Source organism: Pseudescherichia sp., from assembly GCF_032052675.1.
Classification (GTDB): domain Bacteria; phylum Pseudomonadota; class Gammaproteobacteria; order Enterobacterales; family Enterobacteriaceae; genus Pseudescherichia.
Window position 1 is genome coordinate 223,965 of record NZ_DAMBWA010000002.1, and the last position, 13,617, is coordinate 237,581.

Genomic DNA, 13,617 nt, shown 5'->3' on the forward strand with positions numbered 1-13,617 from the left:
CAGTGACACCTGTTTAATCCGTATGATTAACAGGTTTTCTGCTATTTTTCGCCCTTCTAATCAGACTTGCTTTAAGCATGTTCCCCTAAATGCTCTCTGTGAATTTGATCTTGGCTAACACGCCTGGAAGACAAACCCCTTTCAGCATTGAGAGTGCAATTGAACGAAGATGAACAGGTTGGACTTGAAAAGATTCAAGAGGTCATTGGTGAGGCGGCAACCTGGCTAATGAATTCACGTCTGCCGGTTAATGCGGACAATCTTATGATGGTACTTCGTGCCCGTAGAGTGATGGTAAAAGAGAAGCAGCTACAGCGCACACTCGAAACCTGTATCCGTTATCTCAGAGCTCGTTTGGTAAAACCTTTATAAGCGAACGCCCTGTATCCTGACAAAGCGATACGGGGCGTTTCAAATAACGTTACAGATCGTCCGGTGTTTTTTGCACGATCAGCTCAAGTGCGTTGCGGTAGACATCAAGCTTGACCACGTCATCTTCAGTTTCGAGCAGTCTGATCAATGCCAGGATCAGATTCTTGTTATTTACCTCAATTCGGTTACTTTTGAGATTCTGAGCAAGTTCTTTGATGAGAACACGTTCGGCCTCAAAAGCCTGAATACCCTGGTCGAACAAGGTGTTTAATTGGTCTTCGGTTGTTGCGCTGTGCATCAATATGCCTTCAGTTTTAAGTTATTCGTCTCTCCAGATAGCGAGAGAAAATTATTACCGGAATAAACGTAGACAGCAATTTTCACCCGCGCAATAGTCCCCGTTTCAACTGTCTACTATTTGAGCATGTCTGCGCAAATTATTATCAGCTTCGTGCTTTACGCTGCATTATCGTCAACGCGGTAAGCATGAGAACAAGCCCGGTGAGCAGCGTTAAGGTAGCCATCGCCATCCCCTGCCCGACCGATCCCTGTTCAAACTGCCGCCAGATAAAGACCGCTACGGTTTGTGTTCCGGCTGGTGAGAGCAGAAGCGAGGTGACCAGCTCGCGTGAGGCGATAGCAAACACCATCAGCATCGCGGCCAGCATGGCAGGAAAGACCAGCGGCATGACGATAAAGCGCAGCGCCTGTAGCGCGCTTGCACCGTGGACGCGGGCGGCTGGCTCCAGATTGCCGCCCAGCTGGCGCAGCGCGCTGGTGATATAACGCACTGGCCACGGCATCAGCAGGCAGCAGTAAGAGAGCAGTAGTATCGCCCAGGTATTGTAGGGCGAAACGGGCCAGAAGGTGCGGTTCCACAATAGAATAAGACCGATACCAACGACAATGCCCGGCAGTGCTGCTGGCAATAACGACAGCGCGTCCAGCACACCTCGGCCATTAATCTGTCTGACGACAACCAGCCACGAGACAAGCAGTCCAAGCAGACCGGTAATGAGCGACGCGGCCAGCGCCAGCGACAGGCTGGTGCCCAACGCCGACAGCGCATCGCCCTGCTGGGAGAAAAGCGCCTGATAGTGCTGAGGCGTCAGGTTACTCCACGCCACTCCGCCAGAGAGCGTAGACATTACGCCCGTGATGGCCATCGACAAACCGGGTAATCCCACCGCCAGAAAGCCGGTGAGTGCCATCACCATGACCACCGGAACGGCGGCGATGCCGAGCGTGGCCCCCTGGTTCTCAGTAGGTTTTCCGGTCACGCTGGTGACCTCTTTATCCCCAATCAGACGACGCTGGAGCCACCACCCCGCTAAGGCAATAACGATCAGCATCATGGAGAGCAGAGACGCGCCGGGCAGATCGATTGGCCAGTCGGCAAGCTTCTTCTCAATGCCCACCGTCATCATCACTACCCCTGAGCGCGAACCTAACGCAGCCGGGACGCCGTACTCCTCAATGGCCAGAGTAAAGGCTAACAGCATGCCTGCCGCCAGTGCGGGAGCGACCATCGGCAGCGTAATATGCCAGAACGCCCGCCAGGCCGTGGCGCCATGCACCCGGGCAACCAGTGCCAGCCTTTGTCCACTGGCGAGCAGGCTGCGCGAAACGGCAAAATAGACCACTGGAAAGATATTCAGGGTCATGACTAGCACAATGCCGCTGCGGCTAAAAAGCAGATCGTTAAGGTCGATGCCCGTCAGCTGATCCAGGTAGCCGTTGGTCTGTAAAACCAGCATCCAGGAGAGCGCGGCAATATAGGGCGGCGTGAGAAACGGGATCAAAAAGATAAGATCCCACAGCCTCGGAGCCGGAAGATTAAACAGCCCGCGCATGACGCCGAGCGGCAGACCAATCAGAGCGCTGAACAGCGCAACCCCAGCGGCGATCCACAGCGTACCGCCCAGCATGGCTGGTAGCTGCGGGTCTAGAAACTGCGGCGCGATGCCGCTAAATGCGCCACTCAAAGAGCCCGCGCTAAACTGCGGGAAGATGGCCTGCAGGACGATAAACAGCAACGGCAGCGCGACCAGGATCGCCAGCAGCGCCACGGTAGTGAGCGTAATAAATTTCTGTTTCACAACGGCTATCCTGAAAGCGGGGTTGCCCCCGCGAGATAATTATTGCGCGAAAAGCGTATTAAAGCGTTTCAGCACGTCGCTGCGCTCGCTGTTGCCATCGTTGGTAGTCGGCAGAATTTTTAGCTCATTAAGCAGCGGACGCTTAGCCGCGACGTCGGTGCGGGACGGCATCAGCCAGGCATCGGCTACAAGCGCCTGCCCTTCAGGTGAGAGCACGTAATCCACAAAAGCTTTAGCGTCATCAGGGTGCTGGGTCGTTTTCAGGATCATCATCGGGCGTGGGGCGATCACCGTACCGCTGGTCGGGAAGATCACTTTCAGGGATTCACCCTGAGCGATATTGCCGTAGGAGCCATAGTCTACCGCGCCAAACACGGCAGCTTTTGCCCCCTGCATAACCGGTGTTACCGCCTGGGCATTAGGCCCGCTGACCACCATGCCGTTCTGCTTCAGCTGTTCAAACAGCTTCCACGCCTCGTCACCCATCCCGTTTTGCAGACCGATCAGCAGATCGAGCGATGCGCCGGAGAGCGCAGGGTCAGGCGTGGTGACCTTATCTTTGAAATCCGCAGAGGTGAGATCCTGCCACTCTTTTGGCTCAGGCGTTCCGCTCTTACTGTTCCAGACGATACCCAGCGCCGAGATGCCTTGGGCAACATAGTCGTTGGTTTTCAGATTAGCCGGCACCTTTTCAGCGTTCCCGCTTTGGTGTGGCAGCAGCCAGCCACGGTTGTGCAGATCTTCCGCCGTATCCCAGGAGGCGGAGATAAGAATATCCGCCTGCGGATTGGCCTGCTCGGCCTCCAGACGCGCCATCACCTTCCCTGTTGTTGCCTGGAAGATATTAACTTTGACGCCGGTTTTCTTCTCGTAACCTGCTGCCAGCCCTTTTGCCAGCGATCCCGGCCCTGCGGTGTAGACGGTTAGCGCCTGCGCGCTGGAGAGGCTTATTGCAGATAATGCCATAGCTAATGCAACTCCTTTTATTACAGACGGTACTGCTTTCATCATGAAACTCCATTGTATGTTGTAACTAAATCAGACGTAACGATATCGGACGCGGCAACGCGACCCGCTGAGAGATGCACAATGCGATCGGCAATGAGTTCGGCCTCCTGGCGATCGTGGGTAACGTAGACCGCCGTCGTGCCGGACTGGCGCAGGATGCGCGACATCTCCAGGCACAGCGACTCACGCAACTCGCTGTCGAGATTGGAGAGCGGTTCATCAAACAGCAGCACCCGCGGTTGAGCGACAATGGCCCGGGCCAGTGCCACCCTCTGCTGCTGCCCGCCGGAGAGTCCGGAGGGTTTACGATCGGCAAAGTCAGACAGCCCTACCCGCGCCAGCGCCTCGGCGACGCGAACGTCGCGTTCATTACGCGGTAGGTTGCGCATTTTGAGCGGAAAAGCCACGTTTTGCGCCACGGACATATGCGGCCAGAGAGCATAGTCCTGAAAGACCATGCCGATATCGCGCGCTTCGGGCGGCAGCGCCCAGCCAGCCTTAGCCACACGGCGATCGCCAAACCAGATCTCCCCTTCCCCAGGCTGCGTCAGCCCGGCGAGCAGGCGCAGCAGCGTACTTTTCCCGCAGCCGGACGGCCCGAGCAGAGCCACAATGCTGCCGGGTTCGATATGCAGATCGATCTGATGAAGAACGGTATGGGTGGCAAAGGCGTACGAGACACCTTCGAGACGGATACGAGTGAGTGCGTGCATCATCGCCCTCCTGCAGCAGGAAGCCGACAACGTCCCGTCGCCAGAAAATGACGGGACGCACTCACCTGTACAAAAGACAGGGGAGCAAACATATTGTTATCCTCTTTGGGACTTGGTTGCTGGCGACTATAGGCAGGCTTTATTACGGCGCGATGACGCTAATGTTGCGACTTGATTTAATCCGCCATGCAGCCTTTAATGCAGCAAGGTCACTTTAAGGAGTCACAATGAGTTATTTCCGCCCCGTTGCGCTGGAGCACGCCAGCCGCCTGCTTAACCACGGTCCAACCGTACTGATCACCAGCCGGGACGAACAGATCGATCGCCGCAATATCATGGCGGCAGCATGGTCGATGCCGGTGGAGTTCTCCCCGCCGCGCATTGCCATCGTGATCGACAAGAGCGCCTGGTCGCGGGAGCTGATTGAGCGCAGCGGCATGTTTGGCATCGTGGTTCCCGGCGTGGCCGCCAGAAACTGGACCTACGCGGTGGGGAGCGTCACCGGACGCGATGAGGATAAATTTAACTGCTACGGTATTCCGGTCATCTCTGGCCCGGTATTAGGTCTGCCGGTGGTTGAGGAGCGCTGTCTGGCGTGGATGGAGTGTCGCCTGCTGCCGGCTACCGCCGCGCAGGAGAAGTACGATACGCTGTTTGGCGAAGTGGTCGCCGCCGCGGCCGACGAGCGCGCGTTTATCAACGGTCGCTGGCAGTTTGATGATGACAAGCTCAATACCCTGCACCACCTGGGCGGCGGAACCTTTGTCACCAGCGGCAAGCAGATGAGCGTTAATGATAAGTAGCCGTGTTCCCTGCCGCTAACGGCAGGGAGAGCAAACTACATGTCGTAGCCCGGCTTTTTGATCAGCGCTTCCCTCTGCGGGGCAATCTCCGTATCCCACACCTGCGCCTTCCAGTCCTCAGGCTGAACCTGGCTCAGCGCAACGCTCACCGAGCTCTCTTTGCTATTGAGATGGCGGACAATCGCGGCGGTAATATCGTCTGCCAGAGCGGTTTTCTGCTCGTCGGTCAGGTCGCGGGGGAAACATTTAATATCGATATGCGGCATAGCAAACTCCTCGTTGTATTAGCATCTGGCCGGGTTGTTATCCCAACACTTTATTCATATTGATACCGGTTACGTTAAAACCATTATTCTCATAGACCCGTCTGGCCTGGGCGTTACCGGCAGCTACCCGCAGTTTAACCTGCTTATAGCCCTCTTCCACAAGGCGCTGCTCAAGCAGCTTCATGGCTTCGCTACCTAAACCTTGCCCCCGGTACGCGGGGAAGAGGTAGAAGTCATTGATCCAGGCTGAATGCAGCTGCGGATCTGGCTTGTACCAGAGGTAGCCAATATGGTTTTCTTTATCAGACTCGCTCAGAATAATGCACAGGAGTACCTGTCCGGAACTGTTCGCACCGTCGGGAAAGCTGGCTTCCAGCTCACGCCGCGCCTGCTCAACGGCATCCACCTCTGAGAGACGATAGTTACTGACGATCTCGGCGGCATAATCCGGGATAAAATAGTCAACAAAAGCCGAAAACTCACGGCTGGTTGGGGATCTGAACGTTACCACCTACCCTCCTGCATGTTGTTTAAGCCGACTCGCGCTCAATAAGCGTAAAGCCGACGTCCTGAATAGCGTTTTCAGGGTCGATTCCCTCAATGCGATCGGCGAGCAGCGTCGCGGCGCGCAGGCCTATCTCATGCCGGTCGACGCTGACGGTAGTAATGGCTGGCCGGTTTGAGGCGGCAAAGTCGAGATCGCCGAAGCCGACCACGGCCAGATCCTGCGGCACGCGCAGTCCACGGCTCTCCGCTTCCATGATTGCCCCCTGGGCCAGGGTATCGGAGCTGCAAACCACCACGTCACACTCTCCCTGAGCCAACAGCGCTCCCACTCCTTCCCTGCCCAGCGCCAGCCTGGCGGGGAGCGGCACGTCTACCTGTAACGGCGCAGAAAAACCGCCCAATGTTAGCGCCTCACACAACCCTGCTCTCCTCTGCTGAGCGCGACGGTCTTCAGCCCAAATTAGCCCAGGACGCTTGTAGCCTTTACGCTGTAAAAAATGTCCCAGCGCCTGGCCTACCTTCTCATGAGAGAAACCGACCAGCATATCGAGCGGCGTTGGGGTTGAATCCCAGATCTCTACCACCGGCACGCTGGCGTTAAGCACAATCTTTTTTAGCTCCGTTGAGTGGTGAATACCGGTCAACACGATGCCGTCCGGACGGCGCGAAAGCAGCGCCGCTACCAGCTCGGCTTCCGTCTGCGGCGTATAGCCCGACATGCAGAGCAGCATATGGTACCCCCGTGCCGCCAGGGCATCGTTAAGCGACTGGATAGTATCCACGAACATGCTGTTATTGATCTGCGGGACGACCACGGCAACCAGCCTGCTGCGTCGGGTGGCCAGCCCACCCGCCAGCGCGTTGGGAATATAGCCGGTAGCCTTAACGGCGCTCATGACTCGCTCAACGGTTTCAGGCCGCACCCGCTCAGGCGTATTGATCGCCCGGCTGACGGTCATCGACGACAATCCGGCGACGCGGGCTACGTCATCGAGAGTAGGCGCTCTGGGCGGCGGCTGGCGGGAGATTTTAGGCGTGGTCACGCAGTATCAACCTGTTCTCAAAAGCATTTCATCCATTATTCATCATGCAGCCCTCTTAATCCACACGCTAATGTATCCTGGCCGGGGTGAAACTGTGATCGGCTGTACAAATTCTCCTCAGGACTGTAGCGACTCATCGCGCGCTGAACTATAAATGTTAGCGCAAACATTTTATCACCAACGGAGAGTGAGATGACCTTTAGCGCAAATTCTGATTCAGTCACCTATGCCAAAGCAGAAGGTGTTAAAACGGCAGCGGAAACCGGGGATCGTATTGAGTGGGTAAAGCTCTCCCTCGCCTTCCTGCCGCTGGCTACGCCGGTTAGCGATGCCAAAGTGTTAACCGGTAGGCAGAAACCTCTGACCGAAGTGGCGATTATCGTGGCGGAGATCCGCTCCCGTGACGGCGTCGAGGGCGTAGGTTTTAGCTACTCCAAGCGCGCCGGCGGCCAGGGTATCTACGCCCATGCCAAAGAGATTGCCAATAATCTACTGGGGGAAGATCCTAATGATATCGACAAGATCTACAGCAAGCTGCTGTGGGCAGGCGCATCCGTAGGGCGCAGCGGCATGGCGGTACAGGCTATCTCCCCTTTCGATATCGCCCTGTGGGATATGAAAGCTAAACGCGCTGGCCTGCCGCTGGCGAAGCTGCTGGGCTCCCATCGCGACTCGGTTCAGTGCTATAACACCTCCGGCGGCTTCCTGCATACGCCACTGGACCAGGTGTTGAAAAACGTCACCATCTCCCGGGAGAACGGCATTGGCGGCATCAAGCTAAAGGTTGGCCAACCCAATACCGCTGAGGATATTCGCCGCCTGACCGCCGTACGCGAGGCGCTGGGAGATGATTTCCCGCTGATGGTAGACGCTAACCAGCAGTGGGATCGCGAAACCGCAATTCGCATGGGGCGTAAAATGGAGCAGTTCAACCTGATCTGGATCGAGGAGCCGCTCGACGCCTATGACGTAGAGGGCCACGCCCAGCTCGCCGCCACGCTGGATACGCCGATCGCGACCGGCGAAATGCTGACCAGTTTCCGCGAGCATGAGCAGCTGATCCTCGGCAACGCCAGCGATTTCGTCCAGCCGGATGCGCCACGGGTCGGCGGCATCTCACCGTTCCTGAAGATTATGGATCTGGCGGCTAAGCACGGACGCAAGCTGGCTCCGCATTTTGCAATGGAGGTGCATCTGCATCTGGCGGCGGCCTACCCGCTGGAGCCGTGGCTGGAGCACTTTGAGTGGCTAAACCCGCTATTTAACGAGCAGCTCGAGCTGCGCGATGGTCGGATGTACGTCTCCGAGCGCCACGGACTCGGCTTTACGCTGAGCGAACAGGCGCGGCGCTGGACGCAGCAGACCGTTGAATTTGGCAGACGGCCATAGCGCCTTGCGCCGGAGAGCTTGTCATCAGTAAACGATCCCCGGCGGGTTTACGACGGAGGCGGTAACCGCCTCCCCCTCTTCGCCCCAGCGGGCCAGCACTTTCTGATACTCGCCGCGGGCTATCGCCCCGTTCAGGGCTGTCTGAAGCGCCAGGGCCAGGCCGTTGCCCTTTTTGGTTGTTGTCGCGACATAGGCTTTTTTAGGGCCGAGACCGACCACTTTCGTATTGCCGTTTAGCGCTGCTTTATAAGAGGCCACCGACTGCGGACCAAAGAAGACGTCGGCCCGGCCCGACTGAATAAACAGGTTGGCCGAGGCATCGTCGGTAAGATAGACCGGCAGCGCCGGTTGGCGTCCGGCCGCCCGGTTCTCTTCATTCCAGCCGAGCAGGATCTTCTCCTGATTGGTGCCGGAACCGACAATCACCTTTAACCCGGCCAGATCCGCCGCCTTGTTTACCGCCGCAATCTTGCTGGTGGACTTCACTGAAAAAGCCAGAGAGTCGACGCGGTAGGTCGCGAAATCGAACTTCTCTTTGCGCTGCTCGGTAACGGCAATATTGACCAGCGCCACGTCGTAACGCCCGGACGAGATACCGAGCGGCCAGTCCTCCCAGGCGGTGGGAATGATTTTAACCTTTAGCCCAAGGCTGTCGGCCAGCAGCCTGGCGATATCCGGATCGCTCCCTACCCGCGTGCGGTTGTCGCTGGCCAACAGCGCCAGCGGCGGCGAGTTAAGCGCAGAGACAGCTACCGTCAGCGTCCCTGGCTGGACAAACCGATAGTCAGCGGGGAGCTTCGCTATCGCTGCCTCATCACGCGCGGCGTGAAGCGGTTTTTCATTTGCCGCAAGATCGATGGTTCCCTGAGCATAGCTCCCGGCGCTAACCAGCAGCAGCACCAATAGTCCCTGTTTCATACCGGCTCCTTAAAGCACTTTTGATAAGAACTGCTGGGTGCGGGGGTGCTGCGGGCGGTTTAGCACCTCTTCACTGCTCCCCTGCTCGACAATCTTCCCATCCACCATAAACACCACCTTGTCTGCCACTTCCCGGGCAAAGCCAATCTCATGGGTGACCACCACCAGGGTGGTACCGGAGCGGGCCAGGGTTTTGATAACGTCAAGCACCTCGCCCACCAGTTCGGGATCGAGGGCCGAGGTCGGCTCATCGAACAGCATGACCCGCGGACGCAGGGCCAGCGCCCGGGCAATGGCGATACGCTGCTGCTGGCCGCCGGAGAGATGGCGCGACCAGGCATCGGCCTTATTGCGCAGGCCCACCACGTCGAGTAGCTCATAGGCCCGCTCGACGGCGGCCTTGCGGCTGAGTTGCTTATGGGCGACAGGCGCTTCAATAAGATTTTCCAGCACCGTCAGATGCGGAAAGAGATTGAAGTTTTGGAAAACGTAGCCGACGTTGATGCGCTGGCGCAGGATCTCTTTCTCCTTCAGCTCATAGAGCCTGTCACCTTCCCGGCGATAGCCGATGTAATCGCCGTCGATCTGGATAAAGCCCTCATCCACCCGCTCCAGATGGTTGATCGCCCGCAGCAGCGTCGATTTACCTGAACCTGAGGGGCCAAGGATCACCGTCACCGAGCCGGGGGGCAGCTCCAGCGAGACGCCGTCCAGCGCCTTATGGCGACCAAAGTATTTGCTGACGCCGGTAATTGAGATATGGCCATTATGAGAGGTGGGCATGGACAGGCTCCTGGGCGTTAACGTGGGTGGCTGGGGTAGCCACACGGGAGGCACGCGGCGCGGCGTTGATAGCCGAACGGCGCTCGCTGCGGGCCAGGGCGCGCTCCACGAGGTGCTGAATAATCGACAGCACGCTGGTGATCGCCAGATACCATACCGCGCCGACCATCAGGAGGGGGATCACCTCCTGGGTACGGTTGTAGATCATCTGGATGGTGTAGAACAGCTCCGGCATTGCCAGCACGTAGACCATCGCCGTTCCCTTGGCGAGGCTGATGATCTCGTTAAAGCCCGACGGCAGGATGGTGCGCAGCGCCTGGGGCAAAATAATGCGCAGGGTGCGCCGCCACGCCGGTAAGCCGAGGGCGGCAGCGGCCTCGTACTGGCCGTGATCGACGCCTAAAAATCCGCCGCGGATAATCTCGGCGGTATAGGCGCTCTGGACCAGCGTCAGCCCCACCACCGCCGTTGAGAACTGCCCCAGCACGTTGATAGTTTCGAACTTTCCCCAGCTAATCGCGGTAAAGGGAATACCGATGGTCAACGTGTCGTAGAGGTAGGAGAAGTTGTAGAGAATGATCAGCACCACAATCAGCGGCAGGGAGCGAAACAGCCAGATGTAGCCCCAGGCGAGGCTGCTCAGCAGCCAGGAGGATGAGAGGCGCGCCAGCGCCAGCAGGCCACCGATGATCACGCTGAGCACCGTTCCCAGCAGGGTCAGCAGCAGCGTCTGACCCACGCCATAGAGGATCGCCGGATCGAAGAACCAGCGTGCAAATACGCTCCACTCCCAGCGCGGGTTAAAGGCAACGGACTGGACCACCACCGCCAGCACGAACAGGGCCACGAACGCGCCCAGGGTGCGCAGCGGATAGCGGGCGGGGATCACTTTAATGGTTTCCGGTGTGGTCATCTTTTTTCCTCAGGCAGAGTGGCGCAGGGCAACGTCCAGCGTTTTGGTAAAGCGCAGCCGTCCATCATAGGGCGGGAGGCTATACTCCTCGGGATCGCGATGGAGATCGAAGTGGGCTTCATACCCCAGGCTCAGGTAGAGCTTTACCGCCTCCGGCTGGCGAAAACCGGTGGTAAGAAAGATCCGCCGATAGCCAGCGAGGAACGCCCGCTGCTCCAGAGCCTGCATCATGCGCCCCGCCAGACCCTGCTGACGCAGGGTGCGCTGGGTCCAGATACGCTTGATCTCCGCCGTCTGCGCGTCGAATGGCTTATAGGCTCCGGTGGCGATAATCTCTCCGTCGCGCTCCAGGACCAGAAACAGCCCCTGCGGCGGCAGATACCACTCGTTCAGCTCCACCTCCGCGTCTTTGGCAAAGTAGTCTCCATAGCGGGCGGCATACTCGCCAAATAGCCCCTCGATAATGGGTTGCAGTTCGGGGGCATCCATTGGGACATCACGAAAACGTTCGCGCATGGCTCTCTCCTTAGTCGCCCAATCCTTCCGGGTTAATTTCTGAGGCGGAGATGCGCTCCACTCCCTCACCCCAGCGGGCCAGCACTTTGTCGTAGTCGCCGTTCTTGATCGCGCCGTTAAGCGCGGTCTGTACCGGCTCCACCAGCCCGCTGCCCTTCTTCAACGTCACCGCTATGTGCGCCGCTTTCGGCCAGCCGCCGTCAACGCTCCCTACCAGCTTCGTCTTGTTAGTCAGCGCCGCCTTCCATGCGCCAATCACGTTCGGACCGAAAAAGGCATCGGCGCGGCCGGACTGGATCGCCAGCGTCTGGGCGGCATCGTCCTTGGTATAGACCGGCGTAAACGGCTTCAGCCCCTTCTGCTGGTTAGCCTTGTCCCACGCCAGCAGGATCGCCTCCTGGTTAGTTCCCGATCCCACGATGATCCGCAGCCCGGCAATATCTTCGGCCTTCTCAATAGATTTGATCGGGCTGGTCGACTTCACGTAGAAGCCCAGCGAATCTTTCCGGTAAGTCGCGAAATCAAATTTCTCTTTACGCTCTTTGGTGACGGTAATATTGCTGATGGCAGCGTCATACTTGCCGGACGAGACCCCCAGCGGCCAGTCCTCCCATGAGGTTGGCACCACGTTCAGCTCGAGGCCGAGGCTGTCAGCCACCAGCCGGGCGATATCCACCTCGCTGCCCAGCAGCGTCTTGTTGTCATCGGAGAAGACCGTCAGCGGCGGGGAATTTAACGCGGCCACCGCCACGGTAAACTTGCCCGGCTGGGCGAAGCGGTAGCCCTGAGGCAGCTCTGCTACCGCCTGGGCATTTTTGGCGGTATTGATAGGCGTTTTGTTAGCGTCAAGGCTCACGCCGGTGCCGTTAATGGTGACGCTGTCAGCCCACGCCAGCGGCGCAAAGGCGAGTGAAATGGCCAGGAGTAGCGTTGATTTCTGCATAGCGTATTCCCTTATTAAATTATTATTTTATAAATTGATTATCAGGGGCGGATAAACCCAGCGTCTCGCGCAGCGTGGTGCCTGGGTAGTCGGTGCGGAACAGGCCGCGCGCCTGAAGGATTGGCACCACCCGGTCGACAACGTGGGCAAAGCTCTCCGGCGTACCGCCCTGGATGATAAATCCGTCGGCGGCCCGCTCGTCAAACCAGTGCTGGAGGCCGTCGGCTACCTGCTCCGGCGTGCCGGCAAAGCGCGGCCGCGGCGAGGCGCTCTCCAGTGCCACCTGGCGCAGGGTCAGGTTCCGCTCCCGGGCGTTACGCTTGATCTCATCGGTGGTGCTGCGAAAGCTGTTCTGGCCCAAATCACCAATATCCGGGAACGGCTCGTCGAGGGGATACTGGCTAAAATCATGGTGCTCAAAGTAGCGGCCAAGGTAGTTGATGGCATCGTTTATTGAGACCAGCGCGGCGGTGGTCTGGTACTGCGCCTCGACATCGGCGTCGTTGTCACCCACGATGATGCTGACGCCCTGGAATATCTTGAGATCCTCAGGCTGACGATGGTTAGCCTCTAATTGCTGCTTTACGTCGCGATAGAAGGCTTTGGCCTCCTCGAGGGTGTCGTGGTGGGTAAAAATGGCGTCGGCGTGGCGGGCGGCGAGCTTTTTGCCATCCTCTGAGGCTCCGGCCTGGAAAATAATGGGACGATGCTGCGGCGTACGGCCAATATTGAGCGGCCCGGCCACCTGGAAAAACTCCCCGCTGTGATTGAGGGTGTGCAGCTTTTGCGGATCGAAAAACTTCCCGCTCTCTTTGTTACGCACAAAGGCGTCCTCCTCCCAGGAGTCCCATAGCCCTTTCACCACCGCCAGGTACTCATCGGCAATGCGGTAGCGCAGCGCGTGCTCGGGGTGTTTATCACGGGAGAAGTTCTTCGCCGAGCCCTCCAGTGGTGAGGTCACAACGTTCCACCCTGCCCGGCCATTGCTCAGATGATCGAGGCTGGCAAACTGGCGCGCTACGGTAAAGGGCTCGCTGTAGGAGGTAGAGAGCGTCCCCACCAGCCCAAGATGGGTAGTCAGGCTGGCCAGCGCAGAGAGCACAGTCAACGGCTCGAAGCGATTAAGGAAGTGCGGAATCGATTTCTCATTAATGTACAGGCCGTCGGCCACGAACAGGAAATCCAGCTTCCCCTGTTCAGCTTTACGGGCGGTCTCTTTGACAAATTCAAAGTTGATGCTGGCATCGGCCACCGCTGCCGGATGACGCCAGGCAGACATATTTCCCGATGCGCCCTGCAAAATCGTGCCCAGCCGTAACTGTCGTGTAGTCGCCATAGATCATC

14 protein-coding genes and 1 pseudogene are annotated in these 13,617 nt (G+C 58.2%); 3 read left to right on the forward strand and 12 right to left on the reverse strand.

Translation table 11 applies throughout. The features are described 5' to 3' along the window. Window positions 1-153 precede the first annotated feature (153 nt). Window positions 154-372 (forward strand): hypothetical protein, encoded by a 219-nt coding sequence (locus tag RTX96_RS03585; protein WP_103820230.1) that lies wholly within the window; start codon window positions 154-156, stop codon window positions 370-372. A 49-nt stretch (window positions 373-421) separates the two neighbouring features. Here the strand turns inward: RTX96_RS03585 and RTX96_RS03590 are convergent, their stop codons facing one another. The 4 genes from RTX96_RS03590 to RTX96_RS03605 form a co-directional block, all read right to left on the reverse strand. Next, complete coding sequence (locus RTX96_RS03590; RefSeq protein ID WP_312670160.1) at window positions 422-670, reverse strand: biofilm development regulator YmgB/AriR family protein; 249 nt, start codon at window positions 668-670, stop codon at window positions 422-424. Between the two features lie 145 nt (window positions 671-815). Next, on the reverse strand, window positions 816-2,471 hold the full coding sequence (locus RTX96_RS03595) for an iron ABC transporter permease (protein WP_312670161.1): 1,656 nt from the start codon (window positions 2,469-2,471) through the stop codon (window positions 816-818). A 39-nt stretch (window positions 2,472-2,510) separates the two neighbouring features. Next, the gene (locus tag RTX96_RS03600; protein WP_312670352.1) at window positions 2,511-3,479 is read right to left on the reverse strand and encodes an ABC transporter substrate-binding protein; all 969 of its coding nucleotides are present in this window, start codon (window positions 3,477-3,479) and stop codon (window positions 2,511-2,513) included. Then, a complete protein-coding gene (locus tag RTX96_RS03605; RefSeq protein WP_103820280.1) occupies window positions 3,479-4,192 on the reverse strand; it encodes an ABC transporter ATP-binding protein in 714 nt (237 codons plus the stop codon). Before RTX96_RS03605 ends, RTX96_RS03600 begins: the two co-directional genes overlap by 1 nt. A 227-nt stretch (window positions 4,193-4,419) precedes the next feature. Here RTX96_RS03605 and RTX96_RS03610 point away from each other — a divergent pair, with 227 nt between their 5' ends. Continuing rightward, window positions 4,420-4,995, forward strand: a complete 576-nt coding sequence (locus tag RTX96_RS03610) for a flavin reductase family protein (RefSeq protein WP_103820226.1) — start codon at window positions 4,420-4,422, stop codon at window positions 4,993-4,995. Between the two features lie 35 nt (window positions 4,996-5,030). Here RTX96_RS03610 and pptA read toward each other — a convergent pair whose 3' ends face one another. From pptA to RTX96_RS03625, 3 genes are read right to left on the reverse strand one after another with little or no spacing between them, the layout of a single operon-like run. Beyond that, window positions 5,031-5,261 carry a tautomerase PptA gene (gene pptA / locus RTX96_RS03615; protein ID WP_312267855.1) on the reverse strand — a complete coding sequence of 77 codons (231 nt, stop codon included), beginning with the start codon at window positions 5,259-5,261 and terminating at the stop codon, window positions 5,031-5,033. A gap of 37 nt (window positions 5,262-5,298) precedes the next feature. Beyond that, complete coding sequence (locus tag RTX96_RS03620) at window positions 5,299-5,772, reverse strand: GNAT family N-acetyltransferase (protein ID WP_103820224.1); 474 nt, start codon at window positions 5,770-5,772, stop codon at window positions 5,299-5,301. A 19-nt stretch (window positions 5,773-5,791) separates the two neighbouring features. Beyond that, on the reverse strand, window positions 5,792-6,811 hold the full coding sequence (locus RTX96_RS03625; protein WP_312670162.1) for a LacI family DNA-binding transcriptional regulator: 1,020 nt from the start codon (window positions 6,809-6,811) through the stop codon (window positions 5,792-5,794). A gap of 192 nt (window positions 6,812-7,003) precedes the next feature. Here RTX96_RS03625 and RTX96_RS03630 point away from each other — a divergent pair, with 192 nt between their 5' ends. After that, window positions 7,004-8,200, forward strand: coding sequence for an L-talarate/galactarate dehydratase (locus RTX96_RS03630; RefSeq protein WP_312670163.1), 1,197 nt, complete (start codon window positions 7,004-7,006; stop codon window positions 8,198-8,200). Between the two features lie 24 nt (window positions 8,201-8,224). On the opposite strand, the gene RTX96_RS03635 is transcribed toward RTX96_RS03630, so the two are convergent. The 5 genes and pseudogenes from RTX96_RS03635 to RTX96_RS03655 form a co-directional block, all read right to left on the reverse strand. After that, on the reverse strand, window positions 8,225-9,118 hold the full coding sequence (locus tag RTX96_RS03635) for a transporter substrate-binding domain-containing protein (protein WP_312670164.1): 894 nt from the start codon (window positions 9,116-9,118) through the stop codon (window positions 8,225-8,227). 9 nt (window positions 9,119-9,127) lie between these two features. Then, entirely contained in the window at window positions 9,128-9,901 is a 774-nt protein-coding gene (locus RTX96_RS03640; RefSeq protein WP_103820222.1) for an amino acid ABC transporter ATP-binding protein, read from the reverse strand. After that, window positions 9,885-10,814, reverse strand: coding sequence for an amino acid ABC transporter permease (locus RTX96_RS03645; protein ID WP_312670165.1), 930 nt, complete (start codon window positions 10,812-10,814; stop codon window positions 9,885-9,887). The genes RTX96_RS03640 and RTX96_RS03645 overlap by 17 nt, the downstream gene beginning before the upstream one ends. 9 nt (window positions 10,815-10,823) lie before the next feature. Next, window positions 10,824-11,330, reverse strand: a complete 507-nt coding sequence (locus tag RTX96_RS03650) for a GNAT family N-acetyltransferase (protein ID WP_312670166.1) — start codon at window positions 11,328-11,330, stop codon at window positions 10,824-10,826. Between the two features lie 10 nt (window positions 11,331-11,340). After that, window positions 11,341-13,609 (reverse strand): annotated as a pseudogene (locus tag RTX96_RS03655) (NtaA/DmoA family FMN-dependent monooxygenase). Window positions 13,610-13,617 lie beyond the last annotated feature (8 nt).

What these genes read in the sequence shown, in the direction of transcription:
- RTX96_RS03600 (WP_312670352.1), bottom strand. Translation starts at nt 3,479, where the DNA reads ATGAAAGCAGTACCGTCTGTAATAAAAGGAGTTGCATTAGCTATGGCA.
- pptA (WP_312267855.1), bottom strand. Translation starts at nt 5,261, where the DNA reads ATGCCGCATATCGATATTAAATGTTTCCCCCGCGACCTGACCGACGAG.
- RTX96_RS03635 (WP_312670164.1), bottom strand. Translation starts at nt 9,118, where the DNA reads ATGAAACAGGGACTATTGGTGCTGCTGCTGGTTAGCGCCGGGAGCTAT.
- RTX96_RS03630 (WP_312670163.1), top strand. Translation starts at nt 7,004, where the DNA reads ATGACCTTTAGCGCAAATTCTGATTCAGTCACCTATGCCAAAGCAGAA.
- RTX96_RS03650 (WP_312670166.1), bottom strand. Translation starts at nt 11,330, where the DNA reads ATGCGCGAACGTTTTCGTGATGTCCCAATGGATGCCCCCGAACTGCAA.
- RTX96_RS03640 (WP_103820222.1), bottom strand. Translation starts at nt 9,901, where the DNA reads ATGCCCACCTCTCATAATGGCCATATCTCAATTACCGGCGTCAGCAAA.
- RTX96_RS03590 (WP_312670160.1), bottom strand. Translation starts at nt 670, where the DNA reads ATGCACAGCGCAACAACCGAAGACCAATTAAACACCTTGTTCGACCAG.
- RTX96_RS03605 (WP_103820280.1), bottom strand. Translation starts at nt 4,192, where the DNA reads ATGCACGCACTCACTCGTATCCGTCTCGAAGGTGTCTCGTACGCCTTT.
- RTX96_RS03610 (WP_103820226.1), top strand. Translation starts at nt 4,420, where the DNA reads ATGAGTTATTTCCGCCCCGTTGCGCTGGAGCACGCCAGCCGCCTGCTT.
- RTX96_RS03645 (WP_312670165.1), bottom strand. Translation starts at nt 10,814, where the DNA reads ATGACCACACCGGAAACCATTAAAGTGATCCCCGCCCGCTATCCGCTG.